The 18470-nt window shown below is 59.3% G+C and carries 16 protein-coding genes; 10 read left to right on the top strand and 6 right to left on the bottom strand.

Annotated features, from left to right (window positions below; translation table 11 throughout):
• Window positions 1-109 precede the first annotated feature (109 nt).
• From QMG56_RS01280 to QMG56_RS01255, 6 genes are all read left to right on the top strand, one after another.
• Window positions 110-439, top strand: coding sequence for a nuclear transport factor 2 family protein (locus QMG56_RS01280; protein ID WP_281820735.1), 330 nt, complete (start codon window positions 110-112; stop codon window positions 437-439).
• Window positions 436-1254 (top strand): SDR family oxidoreductase, encoded by an 819-nt coding sequence (locus QMG56_RS01275; RefSeq protein WP_281820733.1) that lies wholly within the window; start codon window positions 436-438, stop codon window positions 1252-1254. The genes QMG56_RS01280 and QMG56_RS01275 overlap by 4 nt, the downstream gene beginning before the upstream one ends.
• A 259-nt stretch (window positions 1255-1513) precedes the next feature.
• A complete protein-coding gene (gene adh / locus QMG56_RS01270) occupies window positions 1514-3034 on the top strand; it encodes an aldehyde dehydrogenase (RefSeq protein WP_230189588.1) in 1521 nt (506 codons plus the stop codon).
• Window positions 3035-3135: 101 nt separating this feature from the next.
• On the top strand, window positions 3136-3534 hold the full coding sequence (locus tag QMG56_RS01265) for a DUF779 domain-containing protein (RefSeq protein WP_281820729.1): 399 nt from the start codon (window positions 3136-3138) through the stop codon (window positions 3532-3534).
• Window positions 3535-3587: 53 nt separating this feature from the next.
• Window positions 3588-4742 (top strand): FIST N-terminal domain-containing protein, encoded by a 1155-nt coding sequence (locus QMG56_RS01260; RefSeq protein WP_309298531.1) that lies wholly within the window; start codon window positions 3588-3590, stop codon window positions 4740-4742.
• Window positions 4739-6994 carry a NahK/ErcS family hybrid sensor histidine kinase/response regulator gene (locus QMG56_RS01255; protein WP_281820728.1) on the top strand — a complete coding sequence of 752 codons (2256 nt, stop codon included), beginning with the start codon at window positions 4739-4741 and terminating at the stop codon, window positions 6992-6994. Before QMG56_RS01260 ends, QMG56_RS01255 begins: the two co-directional genes overlap by 4 nt.
• Window positions 6995-7010: 16 nt before the next feature.
• On the opposite strand, the gene QMG56_RS01250 is transcribed toward QMG56_RS01255, so the two are convergent.
• The 4 genes from QMG56_RS01250 to pedF all read right to left on the bottom strand — a co-directional run bounded on the left by QMG56_RS01250 (window position 7011) and on the right by pedF (window position 10967).
• A complete protein-coding gene (locus QMG56_RS01250; protein WP_230189591.1) occupies window positions 7011-7781 on the bottom strand; it encodes a response regulator transcription factor in 771 nt (256 codons plus the stop codon).
• Between the two features lie 27 nt (window positions 7782-7808).
• Window positions 7809-9557 carry a methanol/ethanol family PQQ-dependent dehydrogenase gene (locus QMG56_RS01245; RefSeq protein WP_281820725.1) on the bottom strand — a complete coding sequence of 583 codons (1749 nt, stop codon included), beginning with the start codon at window positions 9555-9557 and terminating at the stop codon, window positions 7809-7811.
• Between the two features lie 119 nt (window positions 9558-9676).
• A complete protein-coding gene (locus tag QMG56_RS01240; protein ID WP_375713608.1) occupies window positions 9677-10549 on the bottom strand; it encodes an ABC transporter substrate-binding protein in 873 nt (290 codons plus the stop codon).
• The gene (gene pedF / locus QMG56_RS01235; RefSeq protein WP_281820723.1) at window positions 10539-10967 is read right to left on the bottom strand and encodes a cytochrome c-550 PedF; all 429 of its coding nucleotides are present in this window, start codon (window positions 10965-10967) and stop codon (window positions 10539-10541) included. Before pedF ends, QMG56_RS01240 begins: the two co-directional genes overlap by 11 nt.
• 138 nt (window positions 10968-11105) lie before the next feature.
• Here pedF and QMG56_RS01230 point away from each other — a divergent pair, with 138 nt between their 5' ends.
• The 3 genes from QMG56_RS01230 to QMG56_RS01220 all read left to right on the top strand — a co-directional run bounded on the left by QMG56_RS01230 (window position 11106) and on the right by QMG56_RS01220 (window position 16032).
• The gene (locus QMG56_RS01230; protein ID WP_281820968.1) at window positions 11106-12068 is read left to right on the top strand and encodes a PQQ-dependent catabolism-associated beta-propeller protein; all 963 of its coding nucleotides are present in this window, start codon (window positions 11106-11108) and stop codon (window positions 12066-12068) included.
• Between the two features lie 114 nt (window positions 12069-12182).
• Window positions 12183-13583 carry a porin gene (locus QMG56_RS01225; RefSeq protein WP_281820721.1) on the top strand — a complete coding sequence of 467 codons (1401 nt, stop codon included), beginning with the start codon at window positions 12183-12185 and terminating at the stop codon, window positions 13581-13583.
• Window positions 13584-13761: 178 nt separating this feature from the next.
• Window positions 13762-16032 (top strand): TonB-dependent receptor, encoded by a 2271-nt coding sequence (locus QMG56_RS01220; protein ID WP_281820967.1) that lies wholly within the window; start codon window positions 13762-13764, stop codon window positions 16030-16032.
• Here QMG56_RS01220 and QMG56_RS01215 read toward each other — a convergent pair.
• Window positions 16029-16982, bottom strand: a complete 954-nt coding sequence (locus QMG56_RS01215; RefSeq protein ID WP_281820720.1) for a quinoprotein relay system zinc metallohydrolase 1 — start codon at window positions 16980-16982, stop codon at window positions 16029-16031. The two genes, QMG56_RS01220 and QMG56_RS01215, sit on opposite strands and share 4 nt — an antisense overlap.
• Window positions 16979-17797, bottom strand: a complete 819-nt coding sequence (locus QMG56_RS01210) for a quinoprotein dehydrogenase-associated SoxYZ-like carrier (protein WP_281820719.1) — start codon at window positions 17795-17797, stop codon at window positions 16979-16981. The genes QMG56_RS01215 and QMG56_RS01210 overlap by 4 nt, the downstream gene beginning before the upstream one ends.
• Before the next feature lie 78 nt (window positions 17798-17875).
• Here QMG56_RS01210 and QMG56_RS01205 point away from each other — a divergent pair, with 78 nt between their 5' ends.
• Window positions 17876-18421, top strand: coding sequence for a rhodanese-like domain-containing protein (locus tag QMG56_RS01205; protein ID WP_375713607.1), 546 nt, complete (start codon window positions 17876-17878; stop codon window positions 18419-18421).
• Window positions 18422-18470 lie beyond the last annotated feature (49 nt).

Genomic DNA, 18470 nt, shown 5'->3' with positions numbered 1-18470 from the left:
TGCATCCCGCTTTATCACGATTATCGGCACAAGGGTCCAGCACTATATTGGCATAGTGGAGACAGGGACACCGAAACGGTGCATCCCGCCAGCATGCAGGAGATGAACGATGGCTATCGCGCTACCCGATGTAATCGCGAGATATTTCGCCGCCGACACTGAGCAAGATGGGGATGCTGTGTCCCGCTGTTTCACGGAGACCGCCACCGTCAAGGACGAGGGGCACAGCTATGTAGGGCGCGATGCAATTCGGCAGTGGAAGGCGGACTCCTCACGCAAATACACGTATACGGTGGAGCCCTTTTCTATCTCTACCGAAGATGATCGAACAGTCGTCACGAGCCATCTTGTCGGTGATTTTCCGGGGAGCCCGGTAGACCTGCGCTACCTGTTCACCCTCGACGATGAGAAGATCGCCGCGTTAGAGATCGTCCTGTGAGCAAAGCCATTCAGGGCGCCGGGGTTAGCCCGAATTTGCATCCCTTCCTCGATCTGAGCGGGAAGCGGGCGTTGATAACCTCCGGTACGCGCGGTGCTGGAGCCGCTACTGTCAGCCTTTTCCAGATGCTGGGCGCACAGGTGCTGACCACCGCCCGGACCCGAGCAGACGGCCTTCCGGATTCCATGTTCGTCGCCGCAGACCTGACCAGCCCCGACGGCTGTGCGGCCTTGGCGGCAGCCGTGCGGGAGCGCATGGGCGGCGTGGATATCATCGTCCATATGCTCGGCGGATCCTCTGCGCCTGCGGGCGGGTTCGAAGCCCTCAGCGACGAGATTTGGAGCAGGGAGTTCGACCTAAACCTCATGCCGGCCGTCCGCCTCGACCGCGCACTCGTGCCCGACATGGTGTCGTGCGGTAGCGGCGTCGTGATCCATGTGACCTCCATTCAGAGCAAACTCCCCTTGCCCGAGGCGACGACAGCCTATGCCGCAGCGAAAGCGGCCTTATCGACTTACAGCAAGAGCCTGTCGAAGCAGGTGTCACCTCAAGGCGTTCGAGTCGTGCGGGTTTCCCCCGGCTGGATCGAAACCGAAGCTTCCATCGACCTTGCGACGCGACTAGCGTCCGAGCATGGCGGCGACATCGAAGTCGGTAAGACGATGATCATGGACTCACTCGGCGGCATTCCGATTGGACGTCCATCGAAGCCTGAAGAAGTAGCGAACCTCATCGCCTTTCTGGCGTCCGACCGTGCAGGTACGATCACAGGCGCCGAATATGTGATTGACGGCGGCACAGTGCCGACCGTGTGAGATTGGCGGAGCAATATTGGCGCCGTTTGCGGGTGGGCTATCGCTCCGCATAACGCTGATCGTTCCTGCCGATACCATGGTTCAGAATCCCCAGTGTGCTACTGTGGAATAGGTTTGGATCCGCCAGATCGGGTGAGGAACGCAGCTCGTCTGGCCTCCAGACCGGATGACTGACCTAAGGTCCAATTGCCAGAATCTCTCACTTTGTCATGCTGCGCCGGTGTAATCCCGATGCAATACGGACCTTAGGAGAACGACCATGCTGCAACAGGCGCTGGACAAATTTTCAGGCAAAACAATGATCCGCGATAGTTATGACAACTATATCGGCGGCAAGTGGGTGGCACCCACCAAGGGTGCCTATTTCGACAATGTATCGCCGGTGACGGGCCAAGTGGTTTGCAAGATTGCGCGTGGAACTGCCGAAGATATCGAGCTGGCACTGGACGCGGCACATGCCGCCAAGGACGCATGGGGCCGCAAGTCATCGACCGAACGCGCCAACATTCTGAACAAGATCGCCGACCGGATGGAAGCCAATCTGGACGTGATCGCGCTGGCTGAGACCATCGACAACGGTAAGCCGATCCGTGAAACGACTGCCGCGGATATTCCCCTCGCCATCGACCATTTTCGGTACTTCGCCGGCTGTGTCCGCGCGCAGGAAGGGTCGATCAGCGAAATCGATCATGACACGGTCGCCTATCATTTCCACGAACCGCTGGGCGTCGTGGGGCAAATCATCCCCTGGAACTTCCCGATCCTGATGGCCGTCTGGAAGCTGGCTCCCGCACTGGCGGCTGGCAACTGCGTCGTGCTGAAGCCCGCCGAACAGACGCCGATGTCGATATTGGTGTTGATGGAGATCATCGGCGATCTCCTTCCCGAGGGCGTTCTCAACATCGTAAACGGTTTCGGCGTCGAAGCAGGCAAGCCGCTCGCCAGCAGCAAGCGGATCAGCAAGATCGCGTTTACCGGTGAGACCACCACCGGTCGCCTCATCATGCAATATGCGTCGGAAAACCTGATCCCCGTCACGCTGGAATTGGGCGGCAAGTCGCCGAATATCTTCTTCGCTGACGTGATGGATGCCGACGACGAGTTTTTCGACAAGTGCCTTGAAGGCTTCTCGATGTTCGCGCTCAATCAGGGTGAAGTATGCACCTGCCCCAGCCGGGCGCTCATTCAAGAATCGATTTACGACGCCTTTATCGAGCGGGCGATCAAGCGGGTGCAGGCCATCAAGATGGGCAGCCCGCTGGACCCATCGACCATGATCGGCGCGCAGGCATCGAACGACCAGCTTGAAAAGATCCTCGCCTATATCGCCATCGGCAAGGAAGAAGGCGCGGAAGTGCTGACGGGGGGCGAACGTGCCATCCATGAGGGCGAACTCGGTGAAGGCTATTATGTCACGCCGACCGTTCTCAAGGGTCACAACAAGATGCGGATTTTCCAGGAGGAAATCTTCGGCCCGGTTCTATCGGTCACGACGTTCAAGGACGAGGAAGAGGCACTCTCCATCGCCAATGACACGCTTTACGGTCTGGGTGCTGGCGTGTGGACGCGCGACGGCACGCGGGCGTATCGCTTCGGCCGGGCCATTCAGGCCGGACGTGTCTGGACCAACTGCTACCATCTCTATCCCGCCCACGCTGCCTTTGGTGGGTACAAGCAATCGGGCATCGGTCGCGAGAACCACAAGATGATGCTCGATCATTACCAGCAGACCAAGAATATGCTGGTCAGTTACAGCCCCAAGGCGTTGGGGTTCTTCTGATCGAAATGTGACGATGCAGATTTCCCCTTTCATGTGTCGCATGTTTCCTGGCGGGCATCTCACGATGCCCGCCGCTTTGTTCTTTTAAAGGAGCGTTCCCGATGGCCACGCCCATTTTGCCGTCCCGGATACTTTCGACATCGGCTGCCGATGCGCTGATCGCATCCCTGACGGACAAGCATGGCCCGCTGATGTTCCACCAATCAGGCGGCTGTTGCGACGGATCTGCACCGATGTGCTTTACACGGGGCGAGTTCAAAGTCGGCGCACAGGACGTGTTGATGGGCAACATTGCAGGCGATGTGCCGGTGTGGATCGGCGCAGCCCAATTCGAATATTGGCGGCATACGCAGGTGACCATAGATGTCGTGCCAGGACGTGGTGCAGGCATGTCGTTGGAAAGCCCAGAGGGGATGCGTTTCATGATTCGCTCGCGCGTGTTCACGGACGAAGAAGCGGAGCTGTTGGAAAGCGCGGGGGAACCAATGCGCGGTGCGTGACAAACGCGGTATAAGAAGTGCATAGCTTGCCCATAACTATAATGGAGAGGGCAATGACCGCCGTGAGCGCAACGCTGGAGTCTGGTATCGCCTTTGCGGCTAGTCATGCGGATGATCCGTTTGAAGCGATGGACGATGTTATCACGCAACTTGGCGCTACACCGCTCGCCGGGGCGCTGGTGTTTTGCTCACAGCGGTACGATCGCGACAAGCTCTCACGCGCGATCAATCGTCGAACGGAAGGCCTGACGGTAATAGGCTGCACCAGTTCTGGCGAAGTGACTGAAGCGGGGTACGATCACGATAGCTTGACCGTGATCGGTTTCCCCGCGGACAGTTTTCAAATGGTGTCGCATTGTTTTACCGATCTCGACAATTTCGATCCGGATCAGGCCCGCGAAGCGGTGCGCAATCTGGCTGCCATAGCGCAGCGCGATAGCAAGGCGCTGGGCGATCAAGTCAACCATGTCGCTTTGTTTCTGGTCGATGGCTTATCCCATCGCGAAGAGATCCTGACCATGACGATTCAGGATGCGCTGAACGACATTCCGCTGATCGGCGGATCGTCGGGTGACGATCTGGCGTTCAGGCAAACCGCAATTTTTCATGGTGGGCAATTTCGACCGCGCGCGGCTGTCGTCGCAATCCTGTCCTCCCCAAAGCCGATGCATGTCTTCAAGGCGCAGCACTACGCACCGAGTGACCGCAAGATGGTGATTACCGGTGCCACCCCTCACGAGCGCATCGTGACGGAAATCAATGCGGAGCCGGCGGCAGAAGAATATCTGCGTTTGGCGGGACATGCTGGCGAAGCACTGGGCATGCAGTTTTTCGCCGCACACCCCCCGATGGTGCGGGCTGGCGGCGAATATCACGTGCGGTCAATCCAGTGCGCCAATCCGGACGGCAGCCTGACATTTTATTGTGCGATCGACGTGGGGCTAGTGTTGACCGTAGGCGAGCCAGTCAACCGCATCGCAGGCATGGAAAAACTGTTCGCCGATATTGGCGAGCGCGTCGGTCAAGTGGACCGCATCATTGCTTTCGATTGCGTGCTCAATCGCATCGACGCCGAACAGCGGCAAATCGCGCGCGATGTTTCAAAACTGTACGTCCGTAACCGCGTCGTCGGGTTCAACACCTATGGTGAGCAGTATCACGCCCTTCACGTCAATCAGACTTTCAGCGGCCTTGCCATCGGCAAATGACTGACGCCGTTGCCCCTCATTCTGCCGATCTTGAAACGGAGGCGATTGCTCTTCGCGACGAGGTGCGCAAGCTGCGCCGGATCAACGCAGCGTTGATGGACCGGGTCGAGCGCTCGACAGATATGTCGGCCAATGCCTTTTCCATGTTCGAGACGGCAATTTCGCTGGAAGCTCTTGTTCGCGACCGTACCAGCGCCCTGGAAGATGCGCTCGCCCGTCTGGCGCAAGCGAATGCCGAACTGGCCGGAGCGCATGGCAAAGCCGATGCAGCGCGAATGCGCCTGCGCGATGCCATCGATTCCATCAATGAAGGCTTCGTACTGTTCGATGCCGAAGACCGGCTCGTTCTTTTCAACGATGCTTATCTCGGATTCTGGCCGGAACTCACGCCGCACATTCGCGAAGGTCTGGCCTTCGACGAACTGGTGCGCCTGGCCGCTGCACATGAACGCCCGCAAGGGTCGCTGGTAGCACCGGACCGCTGGGTGTCCGACAGGCTGGCACGGCACGGCGTGGCCGATGGTGGCCATGTGCAGGCGCTGGCGGACGGCCGCTGGGTGCAGATAAACGAATTACGCACGTCCGAAGGCGGGATCGTCGGTATCTACACCGATATTACCGAAGTTAAAGCAGAAGATGCACGCAACCGGGCGCGCGAACTGGGCGAACGTAACCTTGTTCTCCAATCCACGCTCGACAACCTGTCGGAAGGCGTGTGCGTTTTCGACGATAGCGGGCATCTCACAGCGTGGAATGACTCGCTTGGGCGCTTGCTGGGTTTGTCCGACGATTTTGCCCGCGTCATCGTGACTCATGACGACCTGTTGCGGTGGTGCCGTGACCAGATGGGCATGGATGACGCCGGTTGCCTTGAATGGCGCGGCGACCAGCCGCCGGGGAGCAGGATTGCGCATCAGTGCCGCACCGACACGCGCGCATTCGAACTGCGTGCCACCACCATGGGGCGTGGCGGGCAGGTTTTCAGTTTCACAGACGTCACCGACATGCTCCATGCACAGGCAAACTTGCGCGAAACAGCCGAAATACTGGAGCAGGGTGTGTCCGAACGCACCGCGCAGCTTGTTGAAGTAAACCGACGGCTTGAAGCGGAAGTCACCGAAAGGCGGCTCGTCGAAGCAGCATTGCTGGAAGCCAAGACCGCGGCGGAAAAGGCCAATCTATCGAAGACGAGCTTCCTGGCAGCGGCAAGCCATGACCTGCTGCAACCACTGAATGCCGCACGCCTTTTTATCGCCGCACTGGCAGATCGGCGGCTGGCGCTTCCTACCCGTGCGCTCGTCAACCAGACGTCGACGGCAATGGATTCGGTAGAGGATTTGCTGGAAGCCTTGCTGGAAATATCGCGCCTCGATGCTGGGGCGATTCAGCCGGAAATCACGCATTTTCGCATTGATCGCCTGCTGCACACGCTGGCGCTGGAATTTGCGCCGATGGCGCATGGAGCAGGTCTGGAGTTTGTCGTCGACGCCAGTAGCGTTTGGGTCGCTAGCGATATGCGACTGCTACGCCGCATACTTCAGAATTTCGTCTCAAACGCGATACGTTACACGCAGAAAGGCTCCGTGCGGGTCACCTGTGCGCAACAGGGAGCGAGTGTTGTTGTCACAGTCAGCGATACCGGGCCGGGTATCGCCGAAGAACAACAATCAGCGATATTCGAAGAGTTCAGACGGCTCGACACGCGGATCCAGGGCAAGGGGCTGGGTCTCGCCATCGTCAAACGCGCCAGCGAAATGCTGCGTCACCCCATTGGTCTTGTTTCGGCACCCGGCAAAGGTGCGGCTTTTTCCATTACCATACCGCTTGGCAGCGAGGTGATCGACAATGAGCAGAATGCTGCTTTGCCTGCCCGAGAACGTCCTATGGGCAGTCTGTCCGTATTAGTGATAGATAATGAACGCCAGATACAGTCGGGAATGCGCAGTCTGTTGACGGGATGGGGATGTTCCGTAACGGTGGCGGATGGATTTGAAGAGGCCGTCGCACAGTTCCCCGATGGCACCCAGCCTCATGTAATTCTCGTCGACTACCATCTGAAGGATGGAGCCACAGGTGACGACGCGATCGTGCAATTGCACCAGCATTTCGGTGCGGCCATCCCGGCGATCATGATCTCTGCGGATCGAGGCGACGTGCTCAAGGCACAACTGGCAGCAAGAGGCACCCCTCTGCTCAACAAGCCGGTAAAGCCCGCACAGTTGCGGGCCCTCCTTCGGACGATGTTGCATTAGTGCACGTGACGGCGTTTCAATTCTCGCCGTCGAAATGCACTCGATTTGCCATGATAACGGCTTGCGTGCGGCTGTAGACGCCCAGTTTTTGGAGGATTGCGGACACATGCGCCTTCACGGTGGTCATGGAAACGCTAAGGTCATGCGCAATCTGCTTGTTGAGACGCCCATGAACCAGATGCGTCAGCACAATCCGCTGTTGCGGCGTCAGGCTGGCAATGCGTCCCAATATGTCGGTTTCCTGCTGCGATCCCTGGCTGTCTTCTTCTATTGCATCGGGCATGTAGATTTCGCCCGCGACGACACGATGCAGCGCTTCGACGATGGCACTACGCTTCATCGACTTGGGGATGAAGCCGGACGCTCCGGCGGCCAATGCCTCCCGTACGATACTGCGGTCGAAAGCGCCTGAAATCATCACGACTGGCAATATGGGGAAGCGTTCGCGTAGCAACTTCAAGCCGTCCAGCCGCTTCACGTCCGGGATGTGGACGTCCAGCAGGATCAGATCGAAGTTGCTTTGCTTCTCCAGCGTAGCGATGGCTTCCTCTAGCCCAGCCGCTTCGAAAACCTCGCATTGATCGAAAGTCACCGCAATAACGCTGCGCAGGCCATCTCGTACAAGCGGATGGTCGTCGATGATGAGCACACGCTCCATCTCTGCTCCCCCGCTGTTCAATACCATAGCTTCCCCTCGTCCCTTATAGGGCATTACGACATGAGGCGCAGCAAGTCGCGCGGCATTGTAACTTGTACCACCGCCGCTGCTGCGCCCCATCACGATCATCTTACGTTCCTTATAGTGTAGATTTCGTCAGCCCTTGGGGAGCTTGAACACCCATAGCGCGCCGCCCTGATTGATTTCCTTGAAAGACTTGGCCACTTCGCCACCCCAAAGTGGAACTGCACCGCCCCAGCCGGACATGACAGCGACAAACTGCTCGCCATCCGTTTCCCAGGTTACCGGAGACCCGATCACACCCGATCCGGTTTGAAACTTCCACAATTCCTTGCCGGTCTTCGCATCGAATGCCTTGAGATAACCTTCGGGCGTGCCGGTGAACACCAGATTGCCGCCCGTGGTGAGGACGCCACCCCATAGCGGAGCCTTGTTCTTGTATTCCCAGACGATCTTGCCAGTCTTGGGATCCATGGCACGCAGTGCGCCGATATGATCTTCTGCAATCGGCTTGATGGTGAAGCCCGCGCCCAGATAGGCTGCGCCCTTTTTGTAGGCGATGGGTTCGTTCCAGATATCCATGCCCCAATCGTTCGACGGGATATAGAAGAGGCCGGTATCGTGGCTGTAAGCCATCGGCATCCAGTTCTTGCCACCAAGGAAGGAAGGCGAAGCGAATACGGTCGTGCCCTTTTCCGCTGTCGGTGCGCCGGGGCGTCCCGCCGGGATGACATTCGGCTTACCTGCCTTGTTGAAGCCATCGGCCCAAGTCGTCTGCATGACGAACTTATTGGCAGAGATGAACTTGCCATTGGTACGGTCTAGGACGAAGAAATAGCCGTTACGGTCGGCCTTTGCGCCCAGCTTCATTGGCTTGCCATTGATGGTGGCGTCGAAGGGAATGAATTCGTTCACCCCGTCAAAGTCCCAACCATCGTGCGGCGTGGTCTGGTACGACCATTTGATCGTGCCGGTCGCCGGATCGATTGCCAATGTCGAAGCGGTGTACAGATTGTCGCCAGGACGCAAATGGCTGTTCCACGGCGCTGGGTTGCCGGTGCCAAAGAACAACAGGTTTGTTTCGGGATCATATGTCCCGCCCAGCCATGTCGCGCCGCCGCCATTCTTCCACTGATCGCCGGTCCAGCTTGCATTGAGCTTGCCGGTGATGCCGTTATCCTTGCCGTTGAGCGTACCCATATGGCCTTCGATCACCGGACGGTGCCAGATGAGCTCACCAGTATCGACATTGCGCGCTTCGACAGCGCCGACAACCCCGAATTCACCGCCGGAATTGCCAGTAATGACCATACCATTGACGATCAAGGGCGCGGCGGTTGCGCTATAGCCTGCCTGATAGTCAGCGATCTGTTTGTTCCAGATCACCTTGCCGGTCAGGCGATTGAGCGCCACGAGCCGCGCGTCGAGTGTCGCAAAAATGATCTTGTCGCCATGGATAGCGGCTCCGCGATTGACGACATCGCAGCATGGCATGATTCCGTCGGGCAGGCGCGCATCGTACTGCCACTTTTCCTCGCCGGTCTTCGCATCGAAAGCAAAGAGGCGCGAGTAGGATCCCGTTACGTAAATCGTGCCGTCATAAACGATCGGCTGCGCTTCCTGACCGCGCTGCTTTTCACCGCCTAGCGACGCGGAAAACGCCGGAACCATTTTGACGACATTTTCGCTGTTGATTGTGGTCAAGGGGCTGAACCGATGGGCTTGCGGCCCCATGCCGTACGTCAACACATCCCCGGTCGAGGCTGCGTCCCCCATCAATTGTGCGTCTGTCGGCCCCTGGGCCATCAACGGCGCGCCTATCAAAGCCATTGCTGCCGCACCCATGCCAAGCCTGGCAATCGAACGCGCTATACGTCCCGTCATAGTCATCCTCCCTGATTCAGACGCTATTGGCGCCTTCGGGATGCAGCCTATGCTATGGGTATAATGCAGCAATTGGACCTTGGGTCGGCCCCGCCCCCACGCATCGCTCAGTTCAGGCCTTAAACAAGGGCCGGCGGCACATGTTTGACGCCATGAGCGGCAAAAATCGCCTGCAACTGTCCGGTCGCCATCATCTTTTCCAGCTCAGCTTCGATGGCATCGCCCAGCGAGCGGCTATTTTCCTTAACCGCCATGCCGATATCCCAGCCACCGGACGAAAAGGCAGGCAGTGGCATTTTGCGTCGCGTCAATTGACGACCCGGCATGTCATGCAGTCCCGCTTCGATCTGTGCGCGGCTGGCGAGAACTGCATCGGCCTTGCCCTCTGCAACGGCCAGCACGGCCTCCGATCCGGTAAGATAGTGTGCGACATCCTTCGCGATGGCACCGCCGCCAGTTCCCGTCAGATAGAAATCCGGGATGCTATCCAGCTCAGCGGCGATTTTTCTGCCCTTGAACTGCGAGGGTGCAGCATCGCAATCGATGTCGCTGTTACCGCAGACGAACTGAAAACTCTCGCGATAATAAGGCGCGATGATAGCCACCTGATCGTTGCGCGCCGCAAAGGTCCGGTCGAACGGCACGTGCAGCATGACATCCACTGGCGCAAACCCCAGCAACCCGCCGCGCCAGACCGCATTGCGCAGATCATCGTCGACGCTTTCGTCTGCGCTCAGTTCGGCCAGATCGAGCCGAACACCCAGCGATTGCGCCAGCGCCTTGGCCAGATCGACGTCTATGCCGACGATCTGGCCTTCCTTGTTCCAGGACCAGGGACGGTTGTCTTTATAGACGGCGACCCGGAGAACCCCCAGTGCTTTGACCTTAGCAATCGGCGCGGCATCGGCTGCAGATGACGTAACCGCTAGGGCGAATACCGCGCCCATCGAGTGAAGCAGCATACGCCGGTCGAACGTCGGTCTATTCTTCATGCTTGGTTTCCAACCAGGAACGGATTGCCCAACCGGCTTCCTGTCCCAGTACATCGCCAAAGGCAGGCATGTAGACCTTGCCGTCATGGCTTGCGCCTTTGCGAAACCGCTCCATGAACCATTCGTCGCCACTCTCGCCCAATTCGAGATAGCGAAGATCGGGCGCTATACCGCCGGATATTGCCTCCAGACCGTGGCATCGTGCGCAATTCTGATTGTAGGCTGACGCACCAATTTCAATGGCTTTTGCGTTGCCTGTGTAGGGGTTTTTAGGCAGCCAGTCGGCGCCCAACTTTGGTAGCGCACTGGTATCGACGGCCTGCGGAGTCACATTGCCATGCGCCATCAAGGAGGAGGTCACCGATATCCCGGCGACCAATGCTGCGCCCGCCAATATGGCACGTCCGAAATTGCTCATTCTGTCCTCACCCAAACTTTTATATGACCCCTGCCATGACCGCCAATGTAGGGCAGTCCGATCCCCTGCCCCATTGCCCATTGGTACAATGCCTTGTCAGCACGGCTCTGCTTAGAATGCAGTATAGGAGAGACGATGATGAGACGCGCGCAACTGCTGGGTTTGACGGTTCTGCTGTATGCCACGAGTGCGCAGGCCGAGACGCTCTATGTCTCCAATGAGCGGGGAAATAGCATCACGGTGATCGATGCTGCGACTCACGCAGTCACTGCCACCTGGCCAACGGGTGGACGTCCAAGGGGGATTACCGTGTCGAAGGACGGACGGTATATCTATCTGGCCGCCAGCGCCGATCATGCGGTCCAGATGATCGACCGTGAAACCGGAAAGCTGGTAGCGGATCTCCCGTCGGGACAAGACCCCGAACAGTTTTTTCTCTCCCGCAATGGGAACAGCCTTTTCGTTGCCAACGAAGACAATGCCGCGCTGACGGCAATCGACCTCCAGAAGCGCAGTGTCGATTTTCAGATCGATGTCGGCGGGGAGCCTGAGGGCGTCGCGCAAAGCCCGGACGGCAAATGGGTAGTGGTGACGTCAGAAGAAGACAATATCGTCAACTGGATCGACCTTTCCACAAAGACGATGGTGGACGAAACGGCAACGGATCAGCGGCCTCGCCATGTCGAGTTCACGGCAGACGGGAAGCAATTGTGGATAGCGGCTGAAGTGGGCGGCACGGTGCAGATTGTCGATGTCGAGAGCCGAAAAATTATCGAGACGTTGAAATTCGCGGTCCCAGGCGTTGCCGCGTACCGCATGTTGCCGTGCGGTATCCGCTTCACGCCAGATGGCAAGACAGCCGTTATCGCACTGGGGCGCGCCGACCATGTGGCGCTGGTCGATGTCGCCACACGCACCGTGCGCGCCTATGTGCCGGTCGGAAAGCGCGTGTGGCATCTGGCGATCTCCGGCGATGGCACCACGGCTTATGCCGCCAATGGATTATCCGACACGCTGTCTGTGATAGACCTTGCCTCCGCCAAAGTGACTGCAACGGTCGCCACCGGCGCCGGTCCGTGGGGGGTCACTATCGCCCCCTGAGAGGGTACCTCGACCCTTGGCGACCCAAGGAACGAGAACCAAAGTCCAATTTAAGATCGCCTCCTTGCATCGCACTGTCGCTTCACCGGGATAACCGGAAAACGGGAGGGTGTTATGAAAAGAGGAAAATGGCTCGCAGGGGCGGCATTGGCCATGATGCTGGCCGTACCAGCGACACCGGCGATGGCAGGGACCACCGCCGAGCTGCTGAAACGCCTGCATGAAAAGGGCATTCTGACAGACGAAGAATATCAGGCATTGCTGACGCAGGAAGGCACCGAAGTTGCGACTTCGCCTGCCGCCGCGCCTGCACAGGCCGCCGCAGCGTCGCTGGATGACAAGCGGATCGTGCGGATGACCGACAGCGGCATCGGCATGGAAGTCGGTGGCGTCACCGTAAAAATGTCCGGGTCAGTCAACGGCTTCTACGTACATGACAATGGCCAGGCGCCGGGTCCGAATACTGCGGTTGTTGGCGGCGTCGTGCCAATTGGCGGCAATGCGTCGGCAATTCGCAACGGCCTGCTTCCCGGGTTCCTCAAGTTCGACTTCACCACCACGCAGGGCGGTTGGGATGTCGGCGCGCACTTCGGCATGTATCCCGGCATCAACAGCGTGAATTACGCAGCAGGCGGCGGCGCAAACAGTCCGGGCTTCCCAGCCGCGTTGCAGACGGCTGGCATCGATTTCCGCCAAACCTACCTGACCATCGGTCGCAAGGGCTTTGGCGAAGTGAAGATGGGCCGCGACATCGGCCTGTTCGGTTCCGAAGGTATTTTGAACGACATCACCTTGCTTTCCGTGGGATCGACCGGTGGCAATGTCGCACCCTCCAACACTTCACTGGGGCGCATCGGGGCAGGCTATATCTATACCGATTTCCAGCCGCAGATTACCTACAGCACACCTAATCTGAGCGGATTTCAGGCCAGCGTCGGCGTATTCCAGCCGCTCCAGTCGCTGACCGGCCCGGGGGAAACGGGCAGTGCGCCGGGGTTCCAGGCGAAGGTCGTTTACGATGGTAAGTTCGGTGACATTTCCACGCGTGTCTGGTTGTCCGCGATCACGCAGAAGCATGATCGCGTGGACGGCGCATCCTATACGGGCAGCGGTTTCGATACCGGTGCAAAGATCGGCATCGGTCCGCTGTCTGTCATGGGTTATTACTACAAGGGTTCCGGCCTGGGCACAACGGCGCTCAACCTGTTCGATACCGATGCTTTCGGAGACAAGCGCGACAGCGAAGGCTTCTACCTGCAAGGGCTTGCGACATTCGGAAAGTTCTCTGTCGGGGGTAGCTACGGCCAGAGCACGCTCGATTATGCGAACACTGCCGATGCACTCGCGAACCCGACACTGGTGGACAAGAACAGCAGCTATGTCGGGCAGGTGCGTTATGGCCTGACAAGCTGGGTGACGCTGATCAGCGAATATATCCGCACAAAGTCGGAAGCGCATAACGGCAACGAAGCGAAAGCGGACACTGTCGCGGCAGGTGCGATCCTGTTCTTCTGACCTTCGCACAGCCCCAAGCTGACTAAAACAGGAAGCGGTGTCCCGATGGGGCACCGCTTCTTCGTTGCGCCTGCCTGCTCATCATTGACCAAAGGTACAATGGCCGCTGCGTTCGCCAGCCCATAGCGATGACAGCACACAATAAAAGCGGCGGGAGAAGGGTGTGAAGCGCAATGCAATGATCGGAGCAATCGCAGCGTTGCCGTGGTTGGTGGCATGCGGGAGCGCAGGCGCGCAGCCGATTATCGTAACCGCGCCCGGCGGCGCCGTGGATGCCGACGATGCGCAAAGCGTGACCGCTGACGACATCGACCGTGCCGGCACGCCAGATCTGTTGCAGGCACTGGCACGCAACGTTGCAGGCGTCACCTTGCAGGATGCGCAGAATAATCCCTGGCAACCGAACCTCGTTTATCGCGGTTTTATCGCATCGCCATTACAGGGTCAGGCGCAAGGTCTTGCCGCCTACCTTGATGGCGCGCGGTTCAATCAGCCGTTCGGCGATACGGTTTCGTTCGACCTTATCCCTGAAGCCGCGATCCGGTCCCTGACATTGCTCGACGCCAGTCCGATCTATGGGCTGAACGCACTGGGCGGCGCGATCGTGCTGGAGACGAAGACGGGGCACAGCGATCCCGGCATCGATGCATCGTTCACGGGTGGCCGCTTCGGCTATCGCGAAGCTGTGGCATCCGGCGGATTTACAAGCGGTGACGTCAGTGCTTTTGCCGCGATCCAGTATAGCAAGGATGGCGGCTGGCGGGATTTCAGCCCGTCCCGCCTGTACAACGGCTATGCCGACTTTGGCTTCGACACCGCAGGCGGCGGCTTGCATGTGAAGGTCGTGGGCGCAGACAGCAATCTGACGGGCAACGGCGTTTCACCGGTCGAGTTGCTCGCGGCGCGGCGGCAGTCGGTGTTCACCCATCCCGACAATACGCGCAACCGCTATGGCCGAGTCAGCCTTCATCCTTGGTTGGCATTGTCCGAAACCACGCGCATCGAAGCCAGTCTTTACGGGCAAAGCCTGAAGACGCGGACCGTGAATGGCGATGCCGCCGACATTGAGGAATGCGGCGATATAGAGGGAATCCTGTGCCTCGAAAGCGCCGACGAGGAAGCGCCGCTGGTCGATGCTGCGGGCGCGCAAATCGCCGACACGCTGAGCGGCGAAGGCTATGGTGTGCTGAACCGTAGCCGCACCAGCACCCGGGCAGTGGGTGCACTGGCACAAATCATTGACACGCGCCCTTTGTTCGGCGGCGAAAATTATCTTTCGATCGGCACCAGCTATGACGCCAGCCGCACCCGTTTCGACACCTCGACCGAACTTGGCGCGCTGACCGACGACAGGAGCGTGGAAGGTTTGGGGAACCGCATCGTCCAGCCCGACGGTGCCATAGCGCCGGTAGGACTCGTTGCGCATACCCGCTACTGGGGCGCCTTCATTCAGGACCGCTTACCGCTCGGCCCGCGCCTTTCGGCGGAACTCGGGCTGCGGTACAATCATGCGCGCATCGTGTTGCAGGATCAGATCGGCACGGCGCTGAACGGCAAGCACAGTTTTCAGCGGCTGAACCCGGGCATCGAGCTGGATTATCGTGTGTCGGACGCTGCCTCGCTTCGCATTGGCTATGCCCAGAGCAATCGCGCGCCGACCCCCGCAGAATTGTCCTGCGCGGATGAAAATGCGCCATGCAGCTTGACCAATTTCTTCGTGGCGGACCCGCCGCTGAAACAGGTCGTGGCCAAAAGCTGGGAAGCCGGAGCGCTGGGGACAATGCGACAAGGCGGCTGGAAGATCGAATGGCTACTGTCAGCTTACCGCACCGTCAACGCCAACGACATCCAGTATATCGCATCGCAGGTGCGAGGCCGCGCCTATTTCCAGAATGTGGGCGACACGCGGCGGCAAGGGATCGAAGCGAGCCTGACCGCCACGCAAGGTGGGCTGAGCGCGCATCTGAGCTATGCCTATACCGATGGCACGTTCCGCACAGCGCATGTCCGCACCAGCCCCGCCAATCCGCTAGCTGATGAGGACGGAACGATAGCCATTATGCGCGGCGATACGCTCCCGGGCATCCCTAGACACAGCGCGACGGTGAGCCTCGACTACAGCGGAGCACTGGCGGGCAAGCGGAAATGGTCGGTGGGCGTGGATATCATGGGACGCAGCGGTCAGTATCTGGTGGGGGATGAGTCGAACCTGACGCCCAAAACGCCGGGCTACATCCTTGCCAATATACGTGCCGGACTGGACGTGCTGCGCGGTGTCACCCTGTTTGGCGAAGTGCGCAATGTCTTCAACCGCCGATACGCGACCTTCGGCACGTTCAGCGATGTCAGCGAAATTGCGCTTACCGAAGCACCGGATGCTTCGGACCCGCGCGCCTATGGCCCGGGAGCGCCGCGGAGATGGTATGCGGGGATCAAGGCGAAGTTCTAAGGGTTAGGGATGTCCACGCGGGGCAATATCCTGGCTTCGATAGCGGGGTACAGATGGGAAACGCTGCGCTGCAATTCGTAGCGAGCAGCGGCCATCTCGGCGAAGCGCGCCGGGATCGGTAATTGTCCCGCTTCCACCATGTCCAGGCCGCTGGCGACGGCTTGGGTCATCGTCGTTTCCAGCCAATCTATCCAGTCGCGTGTTTGCGCAATGGCCGCAACGCCACCCGGATCGAACGGACCGTGACCGGGGATCGCCGCCTTGTGCGGGAGAGCGCGCAATCGATCTAGACTTGTGCGCCACACGCCCAGATCGGCAGTTGGCGTGCTGGGCGCGCGCCGGTTGAAAAGCAGATCACCACCGATCAGCGTTCCAGTTCGCTCGTCCAGCAGCGCGAGATCGGCGGCGCTATGCCCTGCAAGCGCTATCAGCCCGATCCGCCGTCCGCCAAAATCCTCGAAATCCGAACCGATCCGAAGCGCCGGTAAAACAAGATCGGTGCCGCGCATCCAATCGCCCAGAAGTCGATACAACGCATCGGAAAAGCCCTGTCCATCACGCTGCAAGTCGGTAATCGTCTGAGGCAGCGCAGCCACTATCGCTGGGTCGAACGCCGCGATGCCCATGCCATGATCGGGATGCAGATGAGTGATATATACCCGCACGACCGGCTTGCCCGTCAGACGTTCCGCAGCCGCCTTAAGCGCGCGACCGTAGCGCAGCGAGGGGCCACTATCGACCAGCACTGTGCCAGTCGGTGTGTCGATAATCACGATATTTGCAATGGCGCCGCCATTTTCGCGCAATATGGGCGCGTCAGCGCCGTGGATCATCCAGATGCCGTCAGCCACGCTTTCGGGCGCAATCGTGTAGTCGCTGGCCTGCGCCAGTGCAGCGACCGGGAGGGCCGCCATCAGCGCGGCAATGGCGGTCCGACGCGATACGATCATTGCGCCAGAGCCAACGGTATCGGCGATTGTGCGGCAATGGCAATCTTCGCGGTGTATTCGCGGCCATTAGTGTCGCGCCCGACGACCGTGAGCCTATCACCCACCGCAGCATTGGGCATGATCGTCAGCGCCGGGTCTTCAGACACCGATGCCCACAACGCCATTTCACCCAAAACCGCGCCCACCGCGTTTTTAACTACGATCTCCTCGATATGATAGGTTGCGATGTTAGCGACGAGGCCAGTGTCCATTGGATGTCGGAAGCTGACACGCAGGCGGCTCAAAGGCTGCGCGCCGCTTTGTGCGACCATCGGCCATCCTTCGCCGCGTATTTCGCCCAGATGCTGTGCCCAATCGCCCTTCACGCGGCTGATCGGTGGCGCGGAACAGCCGCCTCCTGCTGCATCGACCCAGCCGCCGCCGACAAGCCATTCGCCGCTCATCAGTTGCACCGCGCCACGCACAGGCGTGCGCTGATCGAGCTTGATGCGCGTGGCGATATAGGCTTGCGCCGCTGTCGGACTATAATCGACGGCTATGGGAATAGGATTGAGATCGGCAAATATCACCATGCGTTTGACATCGGGAATGTTGCGCGCGTCGAGCGCCACGGGAAAGGCACGCTGGTTTTCCGCTATCTCAGGATAGGTCACTTTGACGCGCGGATCGAAACGGACCGGATCGTCCCCAAAAATCGTCTCGGCATGGGCAGTCCACATTGGCGATTGCAGTGGATCAGGGGGATATGGCGCGGCTCCTGCGACCGAGCCAGCAGCGGCCACCAACGCAACCACACCCAGAACGCAGCGCCGCATATTGTTCTCCCAAAGGACTAAAGTAATCCCGATCCTCTGCCGCTACTATTGCACCTTTGGTCCGGTAGGCGGCTTCGCATGGTTGTTGGAAAAAAGTTCGCATGGCTGGGGATGCTGGGTGCCATCTGTGGCCCTTTATCTGCGCAGGATCATGTGTTTGACACCGAGGGCTACCGGACGTCGCATTATCGCGGCCCAGTCCGGCACGCACCTGAAGGGGCACCCAGGATCGCAGCATCAGCAGTCGCAACGTTAAACCCGACGCGCGACGTGCTTTTGATCGATGTTCTTCCTGCAGAGGGCGGGCAAAGGCAGGACGACGGCACTTGGCGACTGGCACAGCCGCACAACTCGCTGCCCGGTGCACATTGGTTCCCCGAGGTCGGACGAGGCACGCCGCCGCCGGCAATTGCTGCCGCGTTTGCGCAGAGTGTGTCCCGGCTGACGCAGGGCCGGAAAAACCGCATGATCGTTACATTCTGTCTTGCTGACTGCTGGATGGGCTGGAACGCCGCGCGCCGGCTGCGAAAGATGGGCTACACCAATATTTGGTGGTTCGCAGAAGGCACGGACGGCTGGAGTAGCTTGGGCCACCCCCTGGTTCCTGCTGCGCCGGAGCGGTGAGCCTTAAGACCAATGGCCAATTGTACGTCCACGCGCCATGTCGGAAGAC

The organism is Sphingobium sp. BS19, assembly GCF_027925545.1.
In the GTDB taxonomy this organism is placed as follows: domain Bacteria; phylum Pseudomonadota; class Alphaproteobacteria; order Sphingomonadales; family Sphingomonadaceae; genus Sphingobium.
The sequence above is the reverse complement of the archived record's forward strand: the minus strand, read 5'-3'. Positions and strand labels throughout refer to the sequence as shown.